Here is a 24,663-nt window from a genome sequence, read left to right on the forward strand (position 1 = left end):
ATAGCCATCGCCTTCGATAAATCAAGCAGCGGGTTCGCTTATCAGCGTGGCCAGGACCAGCTCGTCGTTGAGGTGGCGAGCGCTCCAGCGGCGTTCTTCCTCGGGGAGGGAGTCGAGCTGACGCAGCTGGATGCGTAGCTCGTGTGGGAGGTCTAAGGCCGCGGCGTTGGTGGCCAGAATCCGGTCGTCGGGGCCGATGAGCGCCGCCGGGCGGTCCAGGTCGTCGAGAAGTGCCAGTACGAGGCGACGTTCGCGGTCGGCGCCGGCCATGCTCAGGTGCTCCCCGGTGGCATCGATTTGTCCGCCGTGGCGCTGGGCCTGGTGGGCATCGAGGAGGGTGTTGAGGCAGCGCGCCGTCTCGTCAAACTCCGGGGGCGGTGCGTCCAGGTGAACGCGGCGCAGGAGGTCGCCGGCGTTGAATGCGCGCGCGGTGGCCTGGAAGCCTTCCGCGGGCTCGACAATGCGATGGAGGAGGCGGCGGGCGAAGACCAGCCCCAGAAAGACGCTGATGACGCCCAGGATCATCGCCGCCCAGGCCCCGGAGATGCCCATGCGTTTGGCGCGTTCATCCATGTCTGCCATGGAGCTGTGGTTGATGCTGGCCAGCTCGCTGAGCGCGGCGATGGTCTCGCTGCGGGCTTGAACGTCGCCGATGAGCGCGGCCTGATAATGGGCTTCGATGGTCTGGAGGGCCGGCGCTTCTTCGGGTTCGGTGATGTTGGTGTTGGCGCGGGCCAACGCCTCATCAAAGCGGTCGCGTTCGGCCTGGCTCACCGGTGCGTCGCCCAGGATGACCAGCATCTGCTCCACGGCGATGATGGAGTACGAGTTCTCCTCAATGATCTGCTCAATGGCCGGGGCCATGCGCGAGAGCAGCCCGATGGCCCCCAGCGAGGTCATGATCTGCAGGGTGAGCAGCGCGATCAACAAGGAGGTGATTTCGGTACGTACACGCATGGCTCAGACCCAGTCGACGAGCTGGCGGGCGGCGTCGCTGCGCGAGACGACCACCAGGATGTCGTCGGTTTGAAGAACGGTGTCGGGTTCGGGCAGCTCGACGGTGCCTCGTCCCTCGACCACGCGTCGAATGGCCACGACGTTGACGCCCACGCGGGTGGGGAGCTGCAGTTCTTTGAGGTTGCGCCCGAGCATTGCCTGCGGTGGGCGCAGCTCGGTGAGCACGAGATCTTCGCCCAGCGGGACTTCTTCGAGCACGCCGCTGTAGAGCATGCGTGTGGCCAGGCGCTCCCCGAAGGCGCGCTCCGGGTTGACGACCTCGTGGGCGCCGACCAGGTGGAGGATGCGCTCCAGGAGTTCGTCGGTCGCGCGGGCGACCACGCGTTGCGCGCCCATTTTTCGTAGGAGCGCGGTGACCACGATGGCGCCTTCGCGGGACTCGTCGCCGATGGCGCAGACGCAGATGTCGCGGCGCTCCGGGGCGGCCCGGGCCAGGGCGTCTTCGTCCATGGCGTTAAAGCAGGCGGCTTCGGCGGCGAAGCCGGCCGCTTGTTGGACGAGATCCTCTTTGGCGTCGACGGCCAGCACGTCGACGCCCTGGCTGGAGAGCGAGCGAGCCAGCGCCATTCCAAACTGGCCCAGCCCCACGATGAGTACTTGTTGAGTCATGGTCTGCGTTCCGAGTGAGTGCGGCGGATTAGCCTACCGGGAGCCCGCGCGTGGGGCGATTCCATCCGGCGCGAGGAGGCCGGGAGGCCAGCAAGAGGAAAAGCGTCAAGGGGCCGATACGGCCGATGAACATGGCCAGCATCACGATGATTTTGCCCACGTTATCGAGCATTGCCGTGCCGCCGATGCTCAGACCGACGGTGCCCAGCGCGCTCAGGGTCTCGAAGATTGCCACCATAAAGGGCATGTGCTGGGTGATGAGCAGCGCCAGCGTCATCACCACTCCTACCATGGCCCCGACGGTGGCGATGGCTGCCGAGCGGAAGATCGTCTGCTGGGGGATGCGGTAGCCAAAGGCCTCGACTTCGGACTGGTTGGCCAGGGCGCTTTTGACCACCAGGAAGAGCAGGGCCAGGGTCGTGGTCTTGATGCCTCCGGCGGTCGACCCGGGAGAGCCGCCGATGAACATCGCTATGATCATGATCAGGACGCTGCCCGGATGCAGGAGCGTAAAGTCCACGGAGTTGAATCCGGCGGTGCGCAGCGTAATCGACTGAAAGAGCGCGTTAAAGATCCGGTCGAAGAGCGTCAGATTTTCGAAGCTGTGGGCGGCTTCGGAGAAAAAGAAAAAGATGGCCGGCAGCCCCCACAAGAGCACGGAGGTGGTCAGGACGATGCGCACATGCAGCGAGGTGCTGCGGCCTCGCCACCAGCGGGGAAGTGAGGCGACGACCGCCGGGCCCAGGCCGCCGACGGCGATCAAGGCGCCGACGGTCATCAAGATGGCCGGGTTGTTCTGGGCGCTGACCAGGCTGTCGGAGCGCAGGGCAAAGCCGGCGTTACAGAAGGCCGAGATTGCGGTGAAGATGCCTTCCCAGAGCGCTCGCGAGGGGCTGAGGCCTTCGAGCCACCAGAGTGTGCTGAGGATCAGCGCCCCGAGGGCTTCGCTGGCGAAGGTCACGATCAGAATTAGCCTGAGGGCGTCGGTGATCTGTCCGCGGTCGCGCTCGCCGATGAGCTGAGCGATGGCGCCTTCGTGGCGCATGCTCAGCCGTTTGCCCAGGATCAGGAAGGCGGCCGTGGAGAAGGTCATGATGCCGAGCCCGCCGATCTGGATCAGGGCCAGGATGATGAGTTGACCCACGGTGCTGAAGTCGCTGGCGGTGTCGAGCACCACCAGACCGGTCACGCAGGTGGCGCTGACCGCGGTGAAGAACGCGTCGATCAGATCGATGGAGTGGGTGCTGGCCTGGGGAATCGCGAGGAAGAGGCCGCCGACCATGCAGGTCGCCAGGAAGGTGGCCGCCAGCAGGCGCGCCGGGTTGGCGGCGACCGGCTCCCACCAGTGGGCTTCGGGGTCGGTAACCGGGCGATCGAGGGCCCACAGGCGCAGGGTGAGGAGGATGACGACGAGCGCCCACAGGCTCATCGCGAGCGAGACCGAGGCTCCCACCGCGAGTAGGAGTGGTCCGGTCAATGCCAGTACCACCCCCAGCCCGGCGAGTTCGCGGGGGGCCTGACCACAACGCCAGAGGCAATGGCCCATCAGCGCGAGGGCCGCGAGAATGGAGGCCCCTACAACCGACATCCCCAGCGTGGGGGGCGCTACGGCGATGACCTCGCTGAGCCAGACCGCCACCATGCCCAGGGAAGCCCCCACGGCGGTAGACGCCCAGCGTCCGCGATCCGGAGGTTCGCTTTCTTGCAGCCACAGGAGCCAGTATCCCCCTAAAAGGAAGCCCAGCGCCCACAAAAAAGCTGGTCCCGGCCGGGTGGCCGAGACCAGCAGTGTCGGGGCGAGCCCGATGAAGGTGGTCCCCAGGGAGAGCGCGCGCGCCCAACTGCGTTGCCAGAGTCGTGCGCTGGTGAGCATCCAGATCACCAGGGCTGCGATGATCCCTACCCAGATCGACCCGATCTCCGAGAGGAGTCGGGGGGCAAAAAAGGTCGAGCCCCAGGCAAGCACGAAGGACGGGGCTCCCGCGCGTAAAAGCGCGCGGGACATGGAAGGTCGAGTCAGCATGGCGAGCGCTCTATAACGCCATTAGAGCTCGTGCACCACCGGAATCACCACCGGACGCCGTCCCAGCTCTTTGCTGATGTAGCGACGGATGTGGGTGCGAATGGCCTCCTTGACCTCGGAGATATCACCGCGGGCCGCGCGGGAGAGCTCCTGCACGCCGTTCCAGGCGGCCTGGGCGGCCTGTTCGAGCACGTCATCGCTCTCGGCGCTTCCGACCACTCCCCGCTGCAGAACCGCCGGCGGGGCGATGAGGGAGCCCGACTCGCGATCGACGATGCCCATGGCGACCACGATCCCGGCGCTGGCCAGCTTGCGCCGATCCCGCAGCTGGAAATCTTCGGTATCACCGACGTTGCGGCCGTCGACGAGCATGCGGCCGTGGTGCACTCGCCCGATGACTTCGACGCCGGCCTCGGTGAACTGGAGGCAGTCGCCGTTTTCGATGAGGTGAGTGTGCTCAATGCCCACGTCTTTGCCGAGATTGGCGTGTCCCATGCGCATGCGGTACTCGCCATGCACCGGAATCAGGTGGGTGGGGCGGGTGAGGTTGAGCATCAGCTTGAGCTCTTCCTGCTTGGCGTGCCCGGAGCCGTGGATGACCTTGTCGTCGGCGGTGATGATGGTGGCACCGCGCTTGTAGAGCGCGTTGACCATCGAGTTGATGCCGTACTCGTTGCCCGGGATCTGTCGGGCACTCAAGACGATGGTGTCACCCTTTTGCACATCGACATGGCGATGGTCGCCAAAGGCCATGCGCGCCAGCGAGGAGCGGGGCTCGGCCTGGCTGCCGGTGGAGATGATCAGCAGGCGCTTGTCGGGGTACTTCTCCATCTCCTCCGGATTGATAAGGACATCCTCGGGAGGGAAGGGGAGAAAGCCTAAGTCGCGGGCGATGTTGGAGTTTTTGACCAGGCTGGTGCCCATGAGCACGACTTTGCGCCGGTTTCGATGCGCCAGCTCCAAAAGACCGGCCACCCGGTAGAGGTTGCTGGAGAACTGCGCGACGATGATGCGGCCGGGGGCTTCGTCGAAGACCTCGGCAAACCCCTGGAACACCGCGCGTTCACTGCGGGTAAAGCCGGGAACTTCCGAGTTGGTGCTGTCGCCGAAGAGGGCGAGCACGCCCTGATCGCCCAGCGCCGAGAAGCGGGGCAGGTCGGTCATGGGCTCGTACATCGGGGTTTGGTCGATCTTCCAGTCCCCGGTGAAGATGGCCGTGCCCAGCGGGGTGTGCAACGCGATGGACATGGCGTTGGGCACCGAGTGGTTGATGTGCACAAACTCGACGACGAAGGGGCCGATTTCGAGCTGCTCGCCGGGCTCCACTTCGATCAGGTCGACCTGGTTGCCCAGGCCGTGCGACTGGAGCTTGCGGTTGAGCATCCCCAGGGTGAGGCGACCGCCGTAAACCGGCACGTCGACTTCCTGCAGGAAGAAGGGGGCGCCCCCGATGTGATCCTCGTGACCGTGGGTCAGCAGGATGCCATCGAGACGGTCCAGGTTGTCGAGCACGTAGCGCCAGTCGGGCAGCACGATGTCGACGCCGAAGTCGCCGGTTTCCGGGAAGGTGATGCCGCAATCGATCATCAGCATCGAGCCGTTGCACTCGATGATCGAGCAGTTCATCCCTACCTCGTCGAGGCCTCCCAGCGGGATGTAGCGCAGGTAGTCTTTCCTGGGGGGGGCGGGTAGCAGTTGTTGTTCACTCATGAATCCTCAAAGTACAGGTGTACGTCGGCCCGGGCCACGCATCCCATGGCGCGTGACGAGGTCAGGGGCCCTGACTGTGTTGTGATAGGTGGGGGTGAATCCAAAAGGTCACTTCGAAAAGGTGTTCGCTGCCACGCGCGCCTTCAGGCGCCGGGACGCTCAAGGGCGTCATCATCCTGGCAGGGTGTGCCGAAATCCGCCGGGGGGCCTGGTCGGGGTTCAGCCAGTGCTGGGAGGCGATATCGTCGCTCTCACACGAATCGTAGGTCGGCGGCGGAGTGCACCACAGGCAATCTTCGGGTCGCTCAAGTAGCTGCACCGGGATCTCTTGCCCGTCCACGTGCGCGCCGGTGGCATTGTCGACCAGCGCGCGTGGCGTTAGCAGCAACGCCATCGTGAACGCGATGGCGCTAAAGAAGTACTTGAGTGTGATGTGAGTGAGAGGCCCGGTCATGCCCAAGAACTCATCATTTTCGTCAGCGTTAACAGCCCGTAGCCTAGCAGGTATTCCCCCGAAGGAAAAGGGAGGGAGGCGATATCCGGTTGATTTTGCCCGGGCTGTGCGGGCGTGAGTTGCCTTGATCGGGCGGGCATTGCGCGATATCAAAGGCTTCGCACATGCGGTAAGAGTGCCCACCATCGGGATTTATGGAGCAGCGAAGCTGACGCGATCGGCCGAGTGTTGCTCATCCGACGCCTTCGTCTGTCGAGAGAACGGGTCTGTTATGCTCGCGTTTTATGTCTTCTGTCTGGTCTTCGGGGGCCTCTTTGTTGCGATGACCGTCTTCAGCGGTCTGGGAGGCGATGGGGATCTGGAGGCTGACGGGGAGGCCGACCTCGATCTGGACGGCGATGGGGAGGTCGATTTCGACGCCGACGGCGATGGGGATTTCGATGGCGAGGTGGAGAAAGACTTTGAGACGCACCAGGGGCGGCGCTTTCGACCCCTGCGCAGCTTTAAGTTTTATACCTACACCATGGCCTTCTTCGGGCTGACCGGCACGTTGTTGACGGTGCTGGATATGGCCGGCGCAGGGCTGGCGCTGGGGCTTTCCACTCTGGCCGGGCTGGGGACCGGGCTCTCGGTCAGCTATATGCTCTACCTCGGTGGGTTGAGCGAAGGCGGGAGGGCGACCAACGATAGCGATTTTGTCGGCACGATCGGACGCGTGCTTCTGCCGGTGAAAAAGGGGCAGAAGGGCAAGGTTCGGGTCAGTATCAGCGGCCGCAGTATGGACGTGATCGCCATCACCGATGACGAGGACCTCGTCCTCGACCTGAACGAATCCTGTTTTGTGCTGGGGATTGAAGATGGGGTGGCGCGGGTGGTCGATATGAGCGCATTAGAAGAGAGGCGCCAGGGCTAACTAAAGCTCCGGGCAACCATGAGGGCTTCGGGCTCGCCGATGCGCGGGTCTGGCGAGGTGCTCAACAACGAGGGATGGAGGCTATGGAAAATATCGTCGTTACCGTGATCTTTGCCGGGATCTTCGGGTTCGTGGCGATCTCGGCGCTGATCTGGGCCTACCGCTACTTTTTGCGGGTCTGTCGCCCCAATGAGGTCTTGATCTTCTCGGGTAAGGACTATCGCCTGGCCGATGGTTCAGTGCGGGGCTACCAGGTGCTGGCCGGAGGGCGTCGCCTCTTTAACCCCTTCTTTGAGAAGGTGGATCGGCTCGACCTGACGGTGATGCCGGTGCATATCAGCATCACCGGCGCCTACTCCCGGGGCGGGATTCCGCTGAACCTTCAGGCGGTGGCCAACGTGAAGATCGACAGCAGCGACACCTCGATCCACAACGCCGTGGAGCGTTTTCTGGGACGAGGACGCAGTGAGATCATGCGGGTGGCCCAGGAGACGCTGGAGGGGAACCTGCGCGGGGTGCTGGCCACGCTGACCCCGGAGCAGGTCAACGAGAACCGTCTGCTTTTTGCCGACCAGCTCGCCAGGGAGGCCGAGCCCGATCTGGAGAAGCTGGGGCTGCACCTGGATACGCTGAAGATCCAGAACGTCGCCGACGATCGGGATTATCTCGATTCCATCGGTCGTAAGCGCATCGCCGAGATCTTGAAGGTGGCCGAGGTCGCCGAGTCCAACGCGGTGAAGAGCGCCGAAGAGGCCGAAGCCGGGGCTCAGGGGCGCGGTGAGGTGGCCCGGCGCAACGCTCAGGCTCAGATCCAGCGGGTGCAAAACGCCCTGCGCGAGCTGCAGGCCGACCTGGAGCTGCGCGCCCGCTCGGAAGAGGAGCGAGCCACCGCGCGGGCGATGACCGCCCGGGCCGAGGCGGAGCAGGAGCTCCAGCAGGTGCGTACCGAGTTGGAGAAGTTGCGCCTGCAGGCCGACGTCGTCATCCCGGCCGAGGCCGACAAGGTGGCGCGGGAGTTGACCGCCGCCGGTGAAGCCGCCGAGATCGCCGAGCGCGGTCGCGCCATGGCCGAGGTGCTGCGCATGATGACCGGGGTCTGGGTCGATGCGGGCGATGCGGCCATGGATGTCTTCATTCTCCAGCGGATGGAGTCGGTGATGAAGCGTGTGGCCGATGCCGCCCGTCAGGTCGAAGTGCGGGAGGTTGCGCTCATCGACAGTGGCAATGGCAAGGCGCTGCCCAACTACGTCAGCTCCTTCCCCGGGATTGTCAGCGGTCTCTTCAAGGAGATGCGCGAGACGGTGGGCATCGATATCGAGGCTGTGCTTACCGGCGGCGGTGGGATGACCGACGCGGCGAGTGCGACCCCGAGCCAGACCGCTGCTCGGCCCTCGTCGGGGCGTCGCCTCTCCGAAGGTGCCGATCTCTTTTCGAAGCGTCCGACCACGCAGCATTCCATTCCGAAACTTGGCGAAGAGCGCGACGGTCCGACCGAAAAGGCCTGATCGTTTCGCGCATCTCGACCCGCTGCCCCGCCGGGGGCATCGCATAAGGAGAACTCATGGGAATCTTCGCCCTTTTTGGTGTCGTCTTCGTCCTGGCGGTGATCGCCGTCATTGCGGCCACCCATCTGATCGAGGTCTGCCAGCCCAACGAGGTGCTGGTCTTCAGCGGTGAGAAGACGGCCGCCGGCTACACCATCGTCCACAGCGGACGCAAAATTCGGAACCCGCTTTTCCACCGCGTCGATCGCCTCGACGTGACCAACATGGTCATCGATCTGCACGTGACCAACGCCTACTCCAAGGGCGGGATCCCGCTCAGCGTGAAGGGCGTGGCCAACGTCAAGGTCGGGAGCCGTTCGCCGCTGATCGACAACGCCGTGGAGCGTTTTCTGGGCATGACGCGCCAGCAGATCATTCAGATCGCCAAGGAAACCCTGGAGGGGAACCTGCGTGGGGTGCTGGCGACGCTGACGCCGGAAGAGGTTAACGATGACCGCATCAAGTTTGCGCAGTCGCTCTCTGAAGAGGCCGAACACGATCTGACGCGCATCGGTCTGGAGCTCGACACGCTGAACATTCAGCATGTCAGCGACGACCAGGGTTACCTCGACTCGATCGGTCGTCAGCAGTCGGCGTCGCTGTTGATGGATAGCCGCATCGCCGAGGCTCATAACCGCGCGGAGGCCAGCGTGCTCGACGCGGAGAACCAGCAGAAGCGGGCCACGGCCAAGGTCAACGCGCAGATGGAGATCGCCAAGGCCGAGGCTGAGCGTCGGGTGATCGACGCGCAGACCCGTGGCGAGGCGATGGTGGCCGAGGAGCGTGCCAAGGTCGGGGCGATGGTTGCCAAGGCCCGGGCCAACCTCGATGTGCAACGCGCGCGCCTGGAGCAGGTGAAGCGCCAGCTGGCGGCAGACCTGATTCAGCCGGCCCAGGCTCGCAAGTCCGAGCTGGAGGCTCAGGCCAAGGCCAACGCCGCCTCGTTTATCGAAGACGGCAAGGCCAACGTCATCGCGTTGCGCGAGCTCATCGAGACCTGGAAGAGCGCCGGTGATTCCGCGCGCCCGATCTTCCTCTTGCAGCAATTTGATACGATCCTGGACTCCATGCTCTCGACGGTTCAGGAGATCAAGATCGACAAGATCACGGTCATCGACTCTCAGCTCCAAGACGTCGATCGTCACGGGACTGCGCCGATGAAGGCGGCCAGCGGCTCGGAGCAGATCAAGCAGACGCTGGGCATGGACCTGCCGCGCATGTTGCAGGGGCTGGCGGCCATGCAGGAGTCGAAGTAAGGCGCCGGGCGTGAGGCGCCTCGTGTGCCTCACGCATCGTGTCGGAACGCATGAACAAAAAAGCCGCTCCCCGTGTGGGGAGCGGCTTTTTTTGTGGCCAGCGGAGGGCTGGAGCGCGTGCGCTCCCCGCTGGGGCCCGGTTCTTGAGATGGGTATACCCCTTTCGGGGCGTCGAGGGGGTCGTGAGGCGTTCGCGAAGTGACCGGGTAGGGTGTTGAGGGGGTCGTGAGGCGTTCGCGAAGTGACCGGGTAGGGTGTTGAGGGGGGCGTGAGGGGTTCGCGAACGCCATGGCGAGGGGAAGGCGGTGTTCAGGGAGCCTCGGTCTGAACCGCTTCGACCTCTCCGGCCTTCACCCAGCCGGTGTCGCCGGTGGGGAGGGTCACCTCGATCCATCCCTCGCGTTGGCGTGCCAGATCGACCACCGCGCCGGCCCCCAGCTCTGGGTGCTCCGGATGACGGGCGGCGTGGGGGGAGGGCGCCACGTGCAGCGAGGTCTTCTCCAGCGCCACGGCCAGGCGCGTCGGTCCGGAGAGCTGGCCCAACCCCAGGTGCAGAGCCCCCACCAGGGCGGCAAGCGCCAGCGCGCTGCGGCCGGCGGCTCGCACCACCGCGGCGTCCGGGCGCCGGGCAAAGCGCCGGAGCAACGCCAGCGCCAGCGCCAGCCACAGCGCCAGCGCGGCCAGCCAGGGGCCCACGCGCAGAGTCCAGACCACCACCGGGCTTTGCGCGCCAAAGCGCGCGGCGTTGGGGTCTTCCAGGCTGACCAGGTTCACCGTCGTCTGGAGGTTCGCGCTGACGCCGGGGTGATGCGCGTGAGTCAGCGCGGCGCGCTCCAGATAGAGGCGCGCCGGGCCGGTGTCGCCGGCGCGCAGCGCGGCGGTGCCGGCGTTGTACCAGGCTTCGGGGGTCGGCGTGCGTTCGGCGGCCTGCGCCCAGGCGCGGGAGGCCTCGGCGTAGTCGCCGGCCTCCCAGAGCGCCTGGGCCTGTGAGTCGGTGGCTTCCTGGGCCTGGGCGCAGGGGAGCTCGCTGGTCCAGACGCCCAGGGAGGCCAGGCCCGCCAAAAGAAGCAGGGCCGCCCGCGAGGTCGGCGCGGGGCGCTGTGGTGCGGAGGCCTCAAAGAGCTGGTCGAGCACCTGGCGGGCCCGGGGCACCCGGGGCTCTGGCGAGGCGGCGCCGGGCGCGTAGCGCCCGCGGGTCAGCTCCCGGACCAGGTCGCAGCTCTCGTCGATGAGCGAGGGCGCCAGCCCGCGTTCCTGAAGCGCGCGCCGCACATCACTCGGGGTCAGCGCGCCGACCTGCACCTGAAGCCCGCGCTCCAGCACCAGGCCCAGGGCGCGCAGCAGCGCCGCGTCGCGTTCGGCGTCGGTGGCGTCTTCGGCGAGCTTGAGCGTGGCGTCGAGCTCGGCGCGGAGCTGACGTCGGGCGCGCCCGAGGCCCAGGCGCGCGCGGAGGCGACGCCGAAGCGGCGCCTCGACGCCCAGGGCGCCCAGCCCCAGCAGGGGAACCAGCCAGAACCAGAAGGGGAGGGGATTGCCCGGGGCGCGGCCCGGTCCAAACGCCCCCTCGGTGGCGATGGTCTCCAGGTCCAGTAGCTCAAAGCCCGACTCGCCAGACTCCCCCCGTCGAACCTCCACGAGCTCGTCTTCCGGGCCCGGGTCCGGGAGCTGGCCGGGTTCCACGTGGATCGTACGCGCCGCCACCGTGGCGCTTTTGTAGGTCGCGTCTTCCGGGTCGAAATAGTGCACTTCCATCCCCGGAATCGTCAGTTCGCCTTCTTTCAGGGGCATCAGCGTGTAGCGCACCCGGCGGCGCCCGTGAATCTCGGTGTCCTGGCGAAGCTGCTCCGGCTCATCGTTCACCGCCACGACCCGGAAGGCCTCGGTGTCGGTGAGCTGCGGGAGTTTGAGTCGCCCGACCCGTCCGCGGCCTTCGAGGGTCAGGACGTAATCCAGGGTGCCGCCAACGCGGGCGCTGGTGGAGTCGAGGTTCGAGGTCAGGGACCACTGGCCCACGTTTTCGTCGGCAAACCCCGCCGGAGCGCCTGCGGGGAGCTCTTGCACGTTGAGGGTGAGGGCCTCGGAGGACACGTCGATCTGTTCCCCTCGCCCAAAGAGCGAGGCCCGCACCAGAGGCAGGTTCATCGCGTCGATGGTCAACTCGCCGCTCTTTAATGGGAAGAGCGCGTAGCCCCGTACCTGGAACACGTTCCAGCGTTGGCCCTGGATGGTGCGCGTCTCGCGGCGCTTGACCACCTGGTTGCTTAAGTCTTCGACCCAGAAGTCGTCGAGCGAGGGGTCGGTGGTGGGGCGCGCGCGCAGCCCCTGTCCCCGGGCGCTGGTGTGGAGCTTGTAGATCAGCGTGATCTGCTCTCCGAGGTAGGGATCGCGCCCGGCCGGTTCGATGGCCACGTCAAGAAAGGCCACCCCCTTGTGGTGTGAGGCGCCGGCGGGCGCCTGAGGCAGCTGGTCGGGGGCGGTCACCCGCACGCTGACCGGGTTGGGGGTCAACGAGCGCGACCCCACGCGCACCCGGGGCGGTTCGATGGTGTGGATGTCGTGACGCTCCGGCGCGCGTAGCTGGTAGCGCTGCCGCAGCGAGCGCTCGGTCTGCCCGTTGCGAAAGACCATCGAGGGCGCGCTTCCGGCGCCGACCACCCGAAACTCCCCAAAACGTGGGTCGCGCTCGATGCGGATGTCGTAATTGCCCGCGACCCGCACGTCGATCGTGTACTCCACGAGTTGGCCGGGAGCGACCACGCGGGGGTCAACGTTCACCGAGATGTCGACGTCCTGCTGGGCCGACACGGGCCCGGCGGTGAAGAGCACCGCCAGACATCCCAGGAGCGCGCAGGCGGTGTGCAACGATGAGGTGACGTTAAGGCGCATTACCAGTCCTTCTCGATAAAGCGAGGGGGGAGGTCTTCGAGCGACTTCTTGAGCTGGAAGTTGTCGTCGCTCTGCTCCAGGGCCCGCAGGATCTCCATGAGCTCTTCGCGATCCGGATCGCCGGGCGCTTCTTCGGCGGCCTCGGCGGTGCGGGGCTCTTCCTGACCCTTGTCTTCGGGCTCCGAAGGCTGCGCCTCCTCTTGCTCGGCGTCGTCTTCGTTGCTGGAGTCGTCCTGCGAGTCTTCGTTTTGTGAGCTGTCCTCTTGGTCCTCTTGGTCCTGCTGGTCCTCTTGGTCCTGCTGGTCCTGCTGGTCCTCTTGGTCCTCTTGGTCCTGCTGGTCTTCTTGGTCCTGCTGATCCTGGGAGTCGGAGCCGCCGCCTCCCTGAGCGTCCAGGTTTTGGAGGTGGTAGAAGCCCGGGGCGCCGGAGACCTTGAGGATCGCGTGTTCGCCGTCGAGCTCTTCTACGAGCAGCGCCTGATCAAGGGTCTCCGCCCGGGGCGCCCTCGGATCGAGGGGGGCCGGGCTCTCAGCGGGTTCGGCCTGCTGGAGCTCTTCGCCATGTGTCGGATCCACGTGGGAGAGGAGCTGCTCGGCGAATGCTCCGTAGGGAAGCTCGGCGCTGAGGTCGGCCTCGGGCGTCCAGGCCCGGGGCGGCAGCGTGGAGAGGGCCCACTGGACCTTGCCCTCCTCCCCGACCGGCACCTTGAAGAAGTCCGACTCCCCGGGGCAGAGGCGCGCGTAGCGAATCTGCTGTTGATCCTGGCCGGGGCTGGCCGCTTCGCCGGGGCCGTTGTTGGGCCAGTACGCGTCGTTGCCCTGGGGGCAGGCCTTAAAGGGATAGACGTTGAGCGCGTAGGGGCCCTTCTGCGCGGGGTCGCTGCCGAGTACACGCACGTGGATTTGTTCCACGCCCTGAAGTTCCGGGATCCCCGCGCTCAAAAAGCCCCCCTGAGGCAGCCCGCTGGCCAATAGCTCGCCGGAGGCCGCGTCGCGCAGCTCCATGGCCAGTTGCGGGGGCTCTTCGGACTCCGGATCGGGGTGGGCCTGCGCGTCGATAAAGAGGGTCTGGGCGTCGCCGACCTCCAGGGTGAACCAGTCTTCGTCGCCGGGGCAGAGGTGGGCCTGGTGTTCGTTGCCCTCCAGCATAGTCGCTCGAGAGGCGTCGTTGTTGGGCTCCCCGGCTTCCTGGAGGGCGTCGCAGGGGGGCACAAAGCGCACATCGAGCGAGTAGGAAAACTCCAGGCCCGGGTCGGCCTGCACCGCGATGAAGACCGGGGTGGGGGTCGCCGCGCCGAGGAGGGCTTCGCTGAGCACGACCTCGTCGATATGGCGGCGGACTTCGCCGCGCGCGTTTTGCCCGCGCAGGCTGTCGTCGTCATCGCCGAGGCCTTCGTCGATGGCCAGCACGCTCTGACCCCTGGGGCCGTAGATCACCAGGCGCAGCGCGCCGGGCTCGGGCAGAAAGACCCGCTCAGGGTCGGGCTCCTCCCGCAACTCGGTGGCCTGGAGGGTGGCGCCCAGCAGCGTGCCCGGCACGGCGGTGATCTGAAAGAGATCCGGATCGTTGCCGCAGAGCGTGAGGTCGCTGAGCGAGGGCTCTTCGATGGTGTGGGCCTGCTCGGGGGTGTTGTTGGGCTCGAGCTCGTCTTCAAAGGTCGCGCAGGGCGGGTAGAGCGCGCGCAGGGCGACCTCCAGGTTGTGGCGCAGCGCCTCACCGAGTTCGGGGTCTTCGGGCGCTTCAATGCTCTGGTAGAGGCGCAGGCCCTGGCGGAAGGCGTCGTGGGCCTCGCGCCAGTCTTGTAGCCCGGCCAGGCTCAGCCCCAGGTTGTAGAGGATGGCCGCACGAAACTCCGGATCGTCGACGGTGAGCGCGCGGGCAAAGGCCTCGCGGGCCTCGTCGAAGCGCTCCATGCCCAGCAGGGCCCGGCCGCGGTTGTAATGAAACTCGGGCCGCTGGCCGTGGAGGTCATCGACGCTGTCGAGGAGCTCGAGCGCCTCGGCGTGCTTGTCCTGGTCGATCAGCGCGTTGGCCTCCTCAATGGTGGCGTCGGGGCGCGGCGGGGGCTCGCAGCCGGCGGCGCCCAGAAGCACCAGGACCAGGGTGAAGGGGAGGATCTGGCGCAGGCGACGGCGCAGCGGGTCGATGCCCGGGGCCGGGAGCACCCGCTGGCCGAGCACGATGGAGAGCAGCGTCAGGAGAAAGGCCGGGATCAAAAAGAGCATAAAGCGGTCGATGTAGCGGTCGCGCAGGCGGTCTTCAAACTGCGTGCGCTCCAGCTGGTCCAGGTAGCCGACCAGGGCGTTGGCCACCGCGCCGGGGCGATCGAAGTGAATGTAGATGCCGCCGGTGGTCTGCGCGACCTGCCGCAGGGTCTCCTCATCCAGGGTGGTGACCACGTACTCGCCATTGCGGTCGCGCTGGTAGCCACGGCGCTCGCCATGCTTCCCAAAGACCGGCACGCGGGCGCCCTCGCGGCTGCCCACGCCCACGGTGACCACGCGAATGCCCAGCTCGCGGGCGCGTTCGGCGGCGGCCATCGGGTTGGACTCGTGATCTTCGCCATCGGTGATGAGCACGATGACCTGGTTGGGCGCGCGTTGCATCGCCTCGGCGTCGCCTTCCTCGTCGTGGCGACCGGTGAGTAGCTCGGTGGCGTCGACCAGCGCGGCTCCCAACGAGGTGCCGCCCACCGGGATCTGTTCGGGGTGGACGCGACGCAAAAAGAAGTTGATGGCCGCGTAATCCGTGGTCAGCGGGGCCTGGGGGAAGGAGAGGGAGGTAAAGATCACCAGGCCCACGCGGTCGCCGGCCAGACGGGTCATAAAGGTCTGAATCTCGCGGTTGGCGGCCTCCAGACGGTTGGGGGCCACGTCTTCAGCGAGCATGCTGCGGGAGAGGTCCATGGCAAAGACGACGTCGAGCCCCTCGCGGGTGGAGGGGGCCTCGCTGATACCCCACTGGGGCTGGGCCAGGGCGATGGCCAGCAGCGCGATGGCGCCGAGCTGGCAGAGGCGCGCGGCGAACTTGCGGGTGGGGTTAAACGAGGCGGTCATCGCCGTGATCAGCGGCAGGTCGCCCAGGCGGCGCAGCACGCCGCGGCGCCACAGCTCGTAGCTGACCCAGGAGAGGGCCAGGGGCAGCAGGATCAGAAGCCAGAAGAGGTTATCGGTCTTTGCGAACACCATCGGCGCCTCCGTTCAGGGAAAGGTCCGACACAGGGTGTGCCGCGCGAAGAAGTGAACACTGAGCAGGAGCAGGGAGAGGAGCGCCCAGAGGTGGAAGTGCTCCTGGTAGCGCACGCTCTTGGTGTCTTCGAGCTCGCTGCGGTCGTAGGCGTCGATGATCTCGTGGAGATCCTCGCGCATCGAGCGCGCATCGAAGGCTCGAAAATACTGACCGCCGGTGGTCTCGGCGATCTGCGTCATCAGCTCGGGATTGATGGGGAACTCCGCGCTCTGATAGGCGGTGCGCCCGCTGAAGATGTCGCGCCCGGCGGCCATCAGGGCGTTGCCTTCGCGGCCGACGAGGATCGGGTAGACGACCGCGTCGATCTCCGCGGCCATCTCCGCGGCCTGCAGTGGCGAGATGTTGCCGCCGCGGCGGTCGCCGTCGGTGATGAGGATGATGAGTTTGGACTCGGCCTGGCTGTCGACCAGGCCGGCCACCGCGCGCCCCAGGGCGTTGCCGATGGCGGTGCCCGAGTCGTCGATGTCGCCGAGTTGCAGGTCGGCCAGGCTGGCGTCCAGGAGCTCGTGATCCAGGGTGAGCGGGAATTGCAGGAAGGCGTCCTGGGCAAAGAGCACCACGCCGATGCGATCGTGGTGGCGGGTGGCCACGAACTCTCGCAGGGTGCGCACGGCGTCTTCAAAGCGGGTGGGGGGGCGTTGTCCGCGGGCCTCGATGGCGCGGGCCTGGGAGACGTCGAGATCGATGGCGCGCATCGAGCCGCTCATGTCCAGCGCCACGAAGATGTCGATGCCCTCCACCGCGGTGGGCAGGGGCTCGGAGGTCTGGGGCCGGGCCAGGGCGACGATCATCGCAGCCAGGGCGGCGAGCATGGCCAGATCGATCAGGGGATCGAGGACGACCCGGGGCCCGCGGGGGCGTTCGGCCAGCCGCCCGGTCGCCGAGAAGAGAAAGGAGGGCTGGCGGCGCGCCCGAAAGCGCGGCGCGATGAAAAAGATGCCCAGAATCGGGACCAGGATGAGCAGGGCCAGCACCCAGGGATGGGCAAAGCCCACGCTGGCGACAAGGGGGGCGCTGTGGATCATGCGTCCTCCGGGGCGGAGTCATCGGATAGGGCGCTCTGGGAGGGCTCAGGGGCCTGCGGGGCCGGCGCGGGGGCCTCGGCCGGTGTCTCGACCGGGGGCTCGACCGCCTGACGAGTGCGCTCCACCAGGTGAAAGGCCGACTGCAGATGCTGTCGGGCCTCGGCGCCGGCCGGGACGTGGCCGGCGAATTTGACGCGGTCGCAGGCGCGCAACCAGCGGGCGATGTCGCCGGCCTCCAGGTCGGCCGGGAGCTCGGCGCGCTGGCTGAGGCGCTCGACGATCTCGGAGGTGGTCAGCTCGGTGCCGGGGAAGTCCCAGCGGCGGCCCAGGTAGGTGCGAATCGTCTCGGAGAGGCGCACGTAGTAGGCCATGAACTCCCCATCGTCCAGGAGGCTGGATCTGGCGAGGTGTTCGAGCTTCTGGAGGGCCTCCTCCGGAGCCGGCAGGCGCGGGGTTTCCGGCAGCAGCGCGCGGCGCCGACGGCGCGCCAAGAGCGCGCCGGCCGCTCCCATCAGGACCAGGCCCAGCGCCGCGCCCCCCACCAGGTAGGGCGTGGCGTCGGAGATCAGCAGCGCGCGGGCACCGCGCGCGCCGAGGAGCCCGGCGTCATTGGCGCTGATCGGCGCGACGTGAACCGGCGATCCGGGCACTCGGAGCTCTTGAGGCTCGCCATCGCTGCCCAGGGCCCGGATCACGACCTCTGGAGAGCGCGTCTGGCCGGGGCGAAAGACGGCGTATGCCAGGTCGAAGGTGGTGATCTTGAAGCCGCCCTCATCGCGGGTTTCGGAGTCCAGGGAGACGCGCTCCCAGCGCGAGCCCTCGGCGTCGGGGCGCACGGTCAGCCGCAGATCCGGGCGGTGACGGACTTCCACCCGCAGCGCGACCTCCTCGCCGACTTTCAGCTCCGGGGGCAGGGTGAGCTCGTGGTGGACGAGCTCCAGGTCTTCGGTGGCCGGGGGCGCCGGGGCCTCGGTCTCGGCCACAACATTCCCGGCCGGAGCCTCGGGCACAGGTTGGGCCAGCGCGGCGGGAGACGCCGCCAGCAGCAGGGCGCACAGGGGCCCGGCGTAGCGGGTGCGGGCGCGCCCCCTCGGGGGTGTCAGGCCGGGGTTGCTCATGCTTTCCTCGCGCGCTCTTTGAAGTAGCGCACCAGACGATCGATGTGGTTTTGATCGGTGTCGATGGTCACGCTGTCGATGCGCAGTTTTCGAAAGGTGCGCTCCTGGTCGCGGCGTACCCGGGCCATGTGGGCGGCAAAGGCCTCGCGCACCGCTTTGGAGGAGGTGTCGACCGGGAGGACCTGGCCGGTCTCCGGGTCTTCGAAGTGCACCAGGCCCATCTCGGGGATGCGCTGCTCCATGGGGTCGACCACCACCAGAGGGATGAGCTCGTGGCGGCGGTTGGCGACCTTGAGGCTGCGCTCGTAATCGCTGTCGAGGAAGTCGCTGATCACAAAGGCGATGGAGCGCTTGCGGCTGATGCGGGTGAGGTACTCCAGGGCGGTCTTGATCGAGGTCTTCTGGCGAGGGGGCCGGGGCTCCAAAATCTCTTTGATAACCCGCAAGACGTGCTTTTTGCCTTTGCGGGGCGGGAGAAAGACCTCGACCTGGTCGGTGAACACGATCAGGCCCACGCGATCGTTGTTGGTGATGGCGCTAAAGGCGATGAGCGCGGCCAGCTCGGCCGCCGTCTCCTGCTTGCGGCGATGACGGGTGCCAAAGGACTGGGAGCCGGAGGCGTCGACGACCAGAAAGACGGTGAGCTCGCGCTCCTCGGTGAACTGCTTGACGTGGAGTTCATCGGTGCGGGCGCTGACGTTCCAGTCGATGACGCGGATGTCATCGCCGGGCTGATAGGCGCGCACGTCGAGGAAGTCCATCCCGCGCCCTTTGAAGACGCTGTGATACTGGCCGGCCAGGTGATCGTTGACCGCGCGTCGCGCGACGATCTCCAGGTGGCGTACCGCTTTGAATAATTCGCTGGGGAGCATGGGGGTGGTGTCTGCTGTACGTCGGTTCGAGGGCGAAACGCGCGGGCTCGCTCAGCAAGCCTCAGGGCACGTCGATGGTCTCCAAAATGGTGGTGAGCACCCGCTCCGAGGAGTACTCCTCGGCCTCGGCTTCGTAGGTGAGCACGACGCGGTGGCGGAGCACATCGTAGGCCACCGCCTTGATGTCTTCGGGGGTGACGTAGCTGCGGCCTTCCAAAAAGGCGTGCGCGCGACTGGCCAGGTTGAGGTAGATCGTCGCCCGGGGGCTGGCGCCGTAGTCGATGAAATCGCTCAGCGAGCGCAGGCCGTATTCATCCGGGGTGCGCGTGGCGTAGATGATGTCGACGATGTAGTCCTTGAGCTTGTCGTCGATGTAGATGCGGCGGACCAGATCCTGGGCGGCCAACACCTCCTGCGGGGTGACCACGGGCTGCGGGGTGGGCATCTCGGCCGAGTCGGTGACCAGATCCATGATCTGGCGCTCCTCTTTGCGCGAGGGGTAACCGACCTTGATCATCAGCATGAAGCGGTCGACCTGAGCCTCGGGCAGCGGGTAGGTGCCTTCCTGCTCAATGGGGTTTTGCGTGGCCAGCACCAGGAAGGGGCGCTCCAGTTTGTAGGTGGAGTCACCGATGGTGACCTGGCGCTCCTGCATCGCTTCGAGCAGCGCGGATTGCACCTTGGCCGGGGCGCGGTTGATCTCGTCAGCCAGCAGGATGTTGGTGAAGACCGGGCCCTTGCGCGGCACAAAGTCGCGGGTGGCCTGGTCAAAGATCATGGTGCCGATGAGGTCGGCCGGCAGCAGATCCGGGGTGAACTGAATGCGGGCGAAGTCGCTGTGGATGCACTCGGCCAGGCTTTTGACGGTGAGGGTCTTGGCCAGGCCCGGGACGCCTTCCAAGAGCACGTGGCCGCCGGTGAGCAGGCCGATGAGCAGGCGGTCGACCATGTAGGCCTGACCGATGACGATGGGGGCCAGCGCCCGGCGGATGCGGGAGACAAACTGGCTGGCCCGGGCCACTTCTTCGTCCAGGTCCAGAGTCGGGGAAGCCGGGGCGGCGGAGGGCGTCTCTTTGGGGTCAGTCATGCGGGGATCATCCATCGTTGCAGGTCCATTGCGATCGGGGAGCACCGTCTGGAGGGGCTCAGTCGGCGTCTTGAAGCGAGGACGTGGCCATCAGATCGGCACGATCGTTGAGGGGGTGGTCCGAGTGGCCTTTGACTTTGAAGAAGTGCAGGTCCGAGAAGCTCTTCATCAGGTCGCGAATCTCCAAAATCAACTCGCGGTTGGCCTTGGCCTTCCAGCCCTGGGTGAGCACGCCGATGCAGTAGGTGCTGTCGGTGTGGATGTGCACCGTGCGGCTGCGATCCTCAACGCTTTCTAATGCGGTCTTAATGCCCATCAACTCGCCGATGTTGTTGGTGCCCACGCCCAGGTACTGCCCGATCTCCCGGTAAGACGCTCCGTCGCGGATGACCACGCCGTAGCCGCAGGGGCCGGGGTTACCGGAGCAGGCACCATCGGTGTACATCTCGACCACCCCGGGGGGAGGCTCGTTGAGCGCGGCGAGCTCGTCCGGAAGGTCGGTCGATTCTCGTCTGGGGCCCCGGTGTGCGGTCGATTCGAGCGATGTAATGGCCACCGGCGCCGATTTTGTTCCCGAGGGCCTGGCGGCGGGCTTCTTGGCGCGGGAGGTCTGTTTCTCAAACTCGCGGGTGGCGTCGACCACCGCGGCCGGATCGGCGGAGATGTTCTGGGGGTAGGCGCGGTAGACCTTGGCCTCATCGCTGTTCTGGTAGCGCATGGAGACGCGCCCCTCTTCGATCACCGGGTTCCCAATATGATCGACCTTGACCCAGACCTTCTTGTCTTTGAAATAGCGCTGCTGCCAGTCCACAGATACCTCGGGGTTGTGCTTGGAATTCGCGTTGCGCCCGCGCTCGCAAGGCCCCCACGCCGGCTTGAACCGGGCGCGTTTCGGGGGGGGCGGAGCCTACGGGGAGGGTGGAATTAGCACAGGCCGGCACAGGATGAAACAGGGGCCAGGCTCGCCCACCGCCGGGATAGAGGGGGCTTTCGGCGCGCTGAGGGTGATGGACGAGGGGCTGGGAGTGCGCGGACTCTGCATCGACCTCCCCGGAAAAGGGTCGAGGTGTGCCAGTCTGTCACGGTGACCTCCCCGAAAAGTGGTCCGGGTGTGCCATTCTGTCACGATCACCTCCCCCCAAATCGGTCATCGTGTGTGTTTTGGGGGAGGTGACCTCCCCCCTGAGGCGGTCGAGGTGTGCCATTCTGTCACGGTGACCTGCATGAAAAGCGGTGGAGGTGTGACAGGTTGTCGGGGTGAGGGGCGAAAAAGGGGGTGGGGGACCGGTTTTGGGGTGGGGTGGGGGGCGTCAGGGCTCGCCATGGCCCTTTGTGAGACAGGCGGGGCTGTGTCGGGATGAGTGAGGGCCGAGCTCCGGGCAAGCAACACCAAAAAAAAGAAGCGCCTGGCGTTCATGGCCAGGCGCTTCTCGTGTTTAAGAACCCATCGCGCAGTCTTTGCCTCATCGGGGCTTATTGCGCCGTGAGCGATCGTTGACGCCGTGTCTGCTGCATGGAGAGCCGCACAAACTACGTTGCAAAGGCCCGACGATACTCATGCATTGCCTGCGTTTTGCGCCTTGCCCGCGTCACGCTCAATCTCGGCATCCGCCGGCTTCACCTTCTGCTCATGGCGTATTAGCGAATTTCCGAGATCTCCAACGCATAATCGACGTCAGTGCCGAAGCCGACCCTGCCGATAAACACCCCATACTCGCCGGCGGGGAATGCGCCCTCGATGAGCGGGTCGTGGCCGTCGCTATCGTCGTTGCAGTAGAAACTGCCGTCCGGGCCCACGATCACAAGCGAGGTGTCGGAGTGCGAGCGGGCGCGAAATCTCAGGTAGTTGAAGCTCCTCTCCAGGGTGACGCGGTGGTCGGGGCGAGTATCGATTCTTCCGGTGCAGGGGCCGTGGGCGGTCCCGCCGATAATCGAGGCGTCGCGCCTGCCGCCGGCTGCGCCCGTGCCGATGGCGGGGTCTGGCGAGAAGCCCGGTCGGAGCGAGAAGTTCTGGTAGTGTGCCCCGGGCGAGGGTGCGGCCTGTGGGGACGGGATGCCGGTGCTGCTCTCGGAGGCGTAGAAGTCGTAGGAGGGGCTGCTGCTGTACTGTGAGCCGACGTAGACCTGGTAGACGCCCGGGGGAAAGGCGCCACTGATGCGGGGGTTGAGGCCCCGGCCGTCGTCGTCGCAGATGAAGCTGCCGTCGGGGCGGCGGACGATGAGCCAGGTGTCGGCCGGGGAGTTCACCCCCAGGTGGAGGGTGGAGAAGCGGCTGGTGAGGACGAGGAGGAGTTCGGGACGGCTGTTGACCTCGCCGATGCAGCCCGGGATTCTGCTTGCGTCGGAGTCACGGTCAGCGACCCCGCTGAAGGTGGCCTCGGAGGGGGTGAAGCCCCGGGAGAGGGACATGGATGCGATCTCGGCCGCCGGCTCCGGGGGCTCGACGTTTCGGGATGGCTCGACGTTGCGGGAGGGAGCGGCGTTGGCCGGGCGCTCGGAGATCTCCAGGCGGTAGACGGGATCGCTGACCTGGCCGACGGTACCGATGAAGATCTGGTAGTCGCCGGCGGGCAAGGGCCCGGCGACCTCGGGGTTGAGGCCGTGGGTGTCGTCGTCACATAGCAGGCTGCCGTCGGGGCGGCGGATGACCAGCGAGGTGTCGACTTCGCTGGTGATGCGAATGCGCACATAGTCGAAGTCTGCGTTGAGTTTTAGCGTGTGGTCGGGGCGGGCATTGACTTTGCCGACGCACTCGCCGCCGGCGACCGGTCCGAGAGAGGAGGCGCTGAGGGAGCCGCCGGCCAGGCCGCGGCCGATGGCCGGGTCGGGGTCAAATCCCGGGCTGAGCGCAAAGCTCTGGTAGCGCGCCGAGTTGTCGGCGGGGGCGGCCGGCGAGGGTTCGGGGCGCGGGGTGGCGGCGGTGCGCATGATGCGCTCGATGCCCGGATTGCGCTCGGAGGCGCCGCGCACCAGCACGAGCTCCTCGTTTCCGAAGATCGAGGGGGTCTGCTGAAAACGCCCGGGGATGCCGCGCAGCGCGCGACGGGTAAAGGACCAGGCGTCGCGCGCGCTGACCTGGGTCTCGGACGATGCCCAGCCGCGCAGCGCGCCGAGCAGCAGGTAGCTAAACGCCGGCCGGGAGGCGCCGGGGAGCGCCCCGGCAAATTCGGTGGCCTCGGCCGCCGAGAGGATCACCGTGGATTTGCTCAAGGCCGGCCGCACGTTGACCGGGATCACCGGCTGGGTCGGGGCCAGGGGGTCACCGTTGGAGGCGCGCCCGCTGAAGCAGGCGTCGACGACCATCACGGTGTTGGCCTGGTTGCCGGCGTTGAGCACATCGAGGAGCGCCTGCTGGGAGAGGCCGCGGGCCTGGAGGCTGTCGGGGTCTTGCTGGGCGTCGACGCCGACCAGGAGCCCGTCGGTCGCCGAGCCCGGGGCGCCGTGGCCGATGAAGACAAACCAGAGCGTACCGCCTTCACCGACCTCGGAGGCGGCCTGTTCGGCGAAGCGCAAAAGCTGCTCGCGGGTGGCCTGGCGGTCGGTGAGCGTGTGGACGCGGGGGACGCCTAAGTCATCGCTGAAAAAGCGCTCCCAGTCGTTGGCGTTGTCGATCGCGCCGGGGACGTCGGGCAAAAAGACATAGTCCTGCAGCGCGACGATGATGGCAGCATCGCGGGTGCCGGAGCGCTCGACCGAGGCCGGGGCGCTCAGCGCGGGGTAGGGCCCCTGGGGCGCGGTCTGCGCCCGGGCCGGCAGGGGCGTCTGCAGGAGCATCGCGGCGAAGAGGGTGGTGAGAAGTAGGGTTCGACGACCGGGTTGGAGAGACGCCATAGATGGTCCGCGCTAAGAGAAGGTTCGGGGGTTTGCGATTCGTGACGTGTGTAGATCGCCGCGTGTGAATATTCCAGGTCCAACGCCGATCGTCTGGGAGGAGGCTTTCACCCGCGCTTTAGCCGGGATCGACGTTGAAGTAGGTGCGCAACACCTCGTAGAGATCGGGGGCGCGCGCTTTGAGTTTGGCGGGGGTTTCGAAGAATGCTTCGGTGGCCACCGCGAAGAACTCGGCTTCGTTTTGGGCGCCGTAGGCCCGGAGGACGCCGTGGGTGGGGTCGTCCTGGAGGCGGGCGAAGTGGCGGCCCATCACCTGGACCCAGGCGCGGTAGTCGCGGCCGCGCTCCAGAAGCGGGGTGCCGTCGAAGAGGCCGTCTTCGACATCGAGGACATGGGCGAATTCGTGGATGGCGGTGTCGTGGGCGTCGTGGGGCTGGGCGATGCCTTCTTCCACGGCGTCCCAGCTGAGCACGACGGTGCCAAAGCCGTGGGCCTGGCCGTAGATCATGGCGTGGTCGTTATCGGGATGGCGGTAGTGGGAGGGGTAGATGACGATCTCGGTGAGGCGGTCGTAAACGTCCAGGGGGAGTTTGCGGGCGATGCGGGCGGCCGAGGCGGCGACGATAAGTTGCATGGTCTCGGTGACCTCAAGGCCCGCCGCGCCCTCCCAGTGTTTTTCCCAGACGAAGAGTTTGAGGTGGTATTCAAAGGCGCGGCGTTCGGCGTCGGGGAGGGCGTCGTACCAGGGGAGTCGCGCGCAAAGCTCGGGGCGCCAGTGCGCGGGGAAGGGGCGAGCTAAAAGGCGTCGTCGCAGCAGGGAGCGGAGGAAGGGAAGGCGCATCCAGATCGCATTCATGAGGGGCTCGTAAGCTGGCTTTGGGGGTGAATGGCAGTCGTGGGAGGGGGAGGCAGGCCCGGTGGGTCGGGGGGCGTTGAAGGGTACAAACTTCGAGAGGCGCTGTCGTGGACGGGGCGAGTTTTGGGGGCGCGAACCCCTCGGACGGGCATGTAAGGGGCGGCGTCGGGGGAGGGGGAAGGAGTGAGGGGAGGGGGCAGGCGCCTACGAGGG

General features: G+C 66.6%; 17 protein-coding genes. 3 read left to right on the top strand and 14 right to left on the bottom strand.

Annotation, left to right across the window (positions count from 1 at the left end; all coding sequences use genetic code 11):
• Positions 1-21 precede the first annotated feature (21 nt).
• The 5 genes from DL240_RS11885 to DL240_RS11905 all read right to left on the bottom strand — a co-directional run bounded on the left by DL240_RS11885 (position 22) and on the right by DL240_RS11905 (position 5,813).
• Complete coding sequence (locus DL240_RS11885) at positions 22-957, bottom strand: HAMP domain-containing protein (RefSeq protein ID WP_111730118.1); 936 nt, start codon at positions 955-957, stop codon at positions 22-24.
• A 3-nt stretch (positions 958-960) separates the two neighbouring features.
• Complete coding sequence (locus DL240_RS11890; RefSeq protein ID WP_111730119.1) at positions 961-1,626, bottom strand: potassium channel family protein; 666 nt, start codon at positions 1,624-1,626, stop codon at positions 961-963.
• Positions 1,627-1,654: 28 nt separating this feature from the next.
• Positions 1,655-3,649 (bottom strand): TrkH family potassium uptake protein, encoded by a 1,995-nt coding sequence (locus tag DL240_RS11895; RefSeq protein ID WP_111730120.1) that lies wholly within the window; start codon positions 3,647-3,649, stop codon positions 1,655-1,657.
• Between the two features lie 21 nt (positions 3,650-3,670).
• Positions 3,671-5,359 carry a ribonuclease J gene (locus DL240_RS11900; RefSeq protein WP_111730121.1) on the bottom strand — a complete coding sequence of 563 codons (1,689 nt, stop codon included), beginning with the start codon at positions 5,357-5,359 and terminating at the stop codon, positions 3,671-3,673.
• Positions 5,360-5,420: 61 nt separating this feature from the next.
• Positions 5,421-5,813 (bottom strand): hypothetical protein, encoded by a 393-nt coding sequence (locus DL240_RS11905; RefSeq protein ID WP_111730122.1) that lies wholly within the window; start codon positions 5,811-5,813, stop codon positions 5,421-5,423.
• Between the two features lie 271 nt (positions 5,814-6,084).
• Between DL240_RS11905 and DL240_RS11910 the strand changes: the two genes are divergently transcribed.
• The 3 genes from DL240_RS11910 (at position 6,085) to DL240_RS11920 (ending at position 9,526) form a co-directional block, all read left to right on the top strand.
• Positions 6,085-6,726, top strand: coding sequence for a hypothetical protein (locus tag DL240_RS11910; protein WP_111730123.1), 642 nt, complete (start codon positions 6,085-6,087; stop codon positions 6,724-6,726).
• Positions 6,727-6,809: 83 nt separating this feature from the next.
• Positions 6,810-8,231, top strand: coding sequence for a flotillin family protein (locus DL240_RS11915; RefSeq protein ID WP_158542514.1), 1,422 nt, complete (start codon positions 6,810-6,812; stop codon positions 8,229-8,231).
• Positions 8,232-8,287: 56 nt separating this feature from the next.
• A complete protein-coding gene (locus tag DL240_RS11920) occupies positions 8,288-9,526 on the top strand; it encodes a flotillin family protein (protein ID WP_111730125.1) in 1,239 nt (412 codons plus the stop codon).
• Positions 9,527-9,835: 309 nt separating this feature from the next.
• Here DL240_RS11920 and DL240_RS11925 read toward each other — a convergent pair whose 3' ends face one another.
• The 9 genes from DL240_RS11925 to DL240_RS11965 form a co-directional block, all read right to left on the bottom strand.
• Positions 9,836-12,412 (bottom strand): BatD family protein, encoded by a 2,577-nt coding sequence (locus DL240_RS11925; RefSeq protein ID WP_111730126.1) that lies wholly within the window; start codon positions 12,410-12,412, stop codon positions 9,836-9,838.
• A complete protein-coding gene (locus DL240_RS11930; RefSeq protein WP_111730127.1) occupies positions 12,412-15,600 on the bottom strand; it encodes a VWA domain-containing protein in 3,189 nt (1,062 codons plus the stop codon). Before DL240_RS11930 ends, DL240_RS11925 begins: the two co-directional genes overlap by 1 nt.
• A gap of 12 nt (positions 15,601-15,612) precedes the next feature.
• Positions 15,613-16,686 (bottom strand): VWA domain-containing protein, encoded by a 1,074-nt coding sequence (locus DL240_RS11935; protein WP_111730128.1) that lies wholly within the window; start codon positions 16,684-16,686, stop codon positions 15,613-15,615.
• Positions 16,683-17,804, bottom strand: a complete 1,122-nt coding sequence (locus DL240_RS11940) for a hypothetical protein (RefSeq protein ID WP_111730129.1) — start codon at positions 17,802-17,804, stop codon at positions 16,683-16,685. Before DL240_RS11940 ends, DL240_RS11935 begins: the two co-directional genes overlap by 4 nt.
• A complete protein-coding gene (locus DL240_RS11945; RefSeq protein ID WP_111730130.1) occupies positions 17,801-18,676 on the bottom strand; it encodes a DUF58 domain-containing protein in 876 nt (291 codons plus the stop codon). Before DL240_RS11945 ends, DL240_RS11940 begins: the two co-directional genes overlap by 4 nt.
• A 61-nt stretch (positions 18,677-18,737) precedes the next feature.
• Positions 18,738-19,763, bottom strand: coding sequence for an AAA family ATPase (locus DL240_RS11950; protein WP_111730393.1), 1,026 nt, complete (start codon positions 19,761-19,763; stop codon positions 18,738-18,740).
• A gap of 58 nt (positions 19,764-19,821) precedes the next feature.
• Positions 19,822-20,574 (bottom strand): ribonuclease HI, encoded by a 753-nt coding sequence (locus DL240_RS11955; protein ID WP_111730131.1) that lies wholly within the window; start codon positions 20,572-20,574, stop codon positions 19,822-19,824.
• A gap of 827 nt (positions 20,575-21,401) precedes the next feature.
• Positions 21,402-23,594 carry a caspase family protein gene (locus tag DL240_RS11960; protein ID WP_111730132.1) on the bottom strand — a complete coding sequence of 731 codons (2,193 nt, stop codon included), beginning with the start codon at positions 23,592-23,594 and terminating at the stop codon, positions 21,402-21,404.
• A gap of 118 nt (positions 23,595-23,712) precedes the next feature.
• Positions 23,713-24,450 carry a M90 family metallopeptidase gene (locus DL240_RS11965; RefSeq protein WP_111730133.1) on the bottom strand — a complete coding sequence of 246 codons (738 nt, stop codon included), beginning with the start codon at positions 24,448-24,450 and terminating at the stop codon, positions 23,713-23,715.
• Positions 24,451-24,663: the final 213 nt, after the last annotated feature.

The organism is Lujinxingia litoralis, assembly GCF_003260125.1.
GTDB lineage: Bacteria > Myxococcota_A > Bradymonadia > Bradymonadales > Bradymonadaceae > Lujinxingia > Lujinxingia litoralis.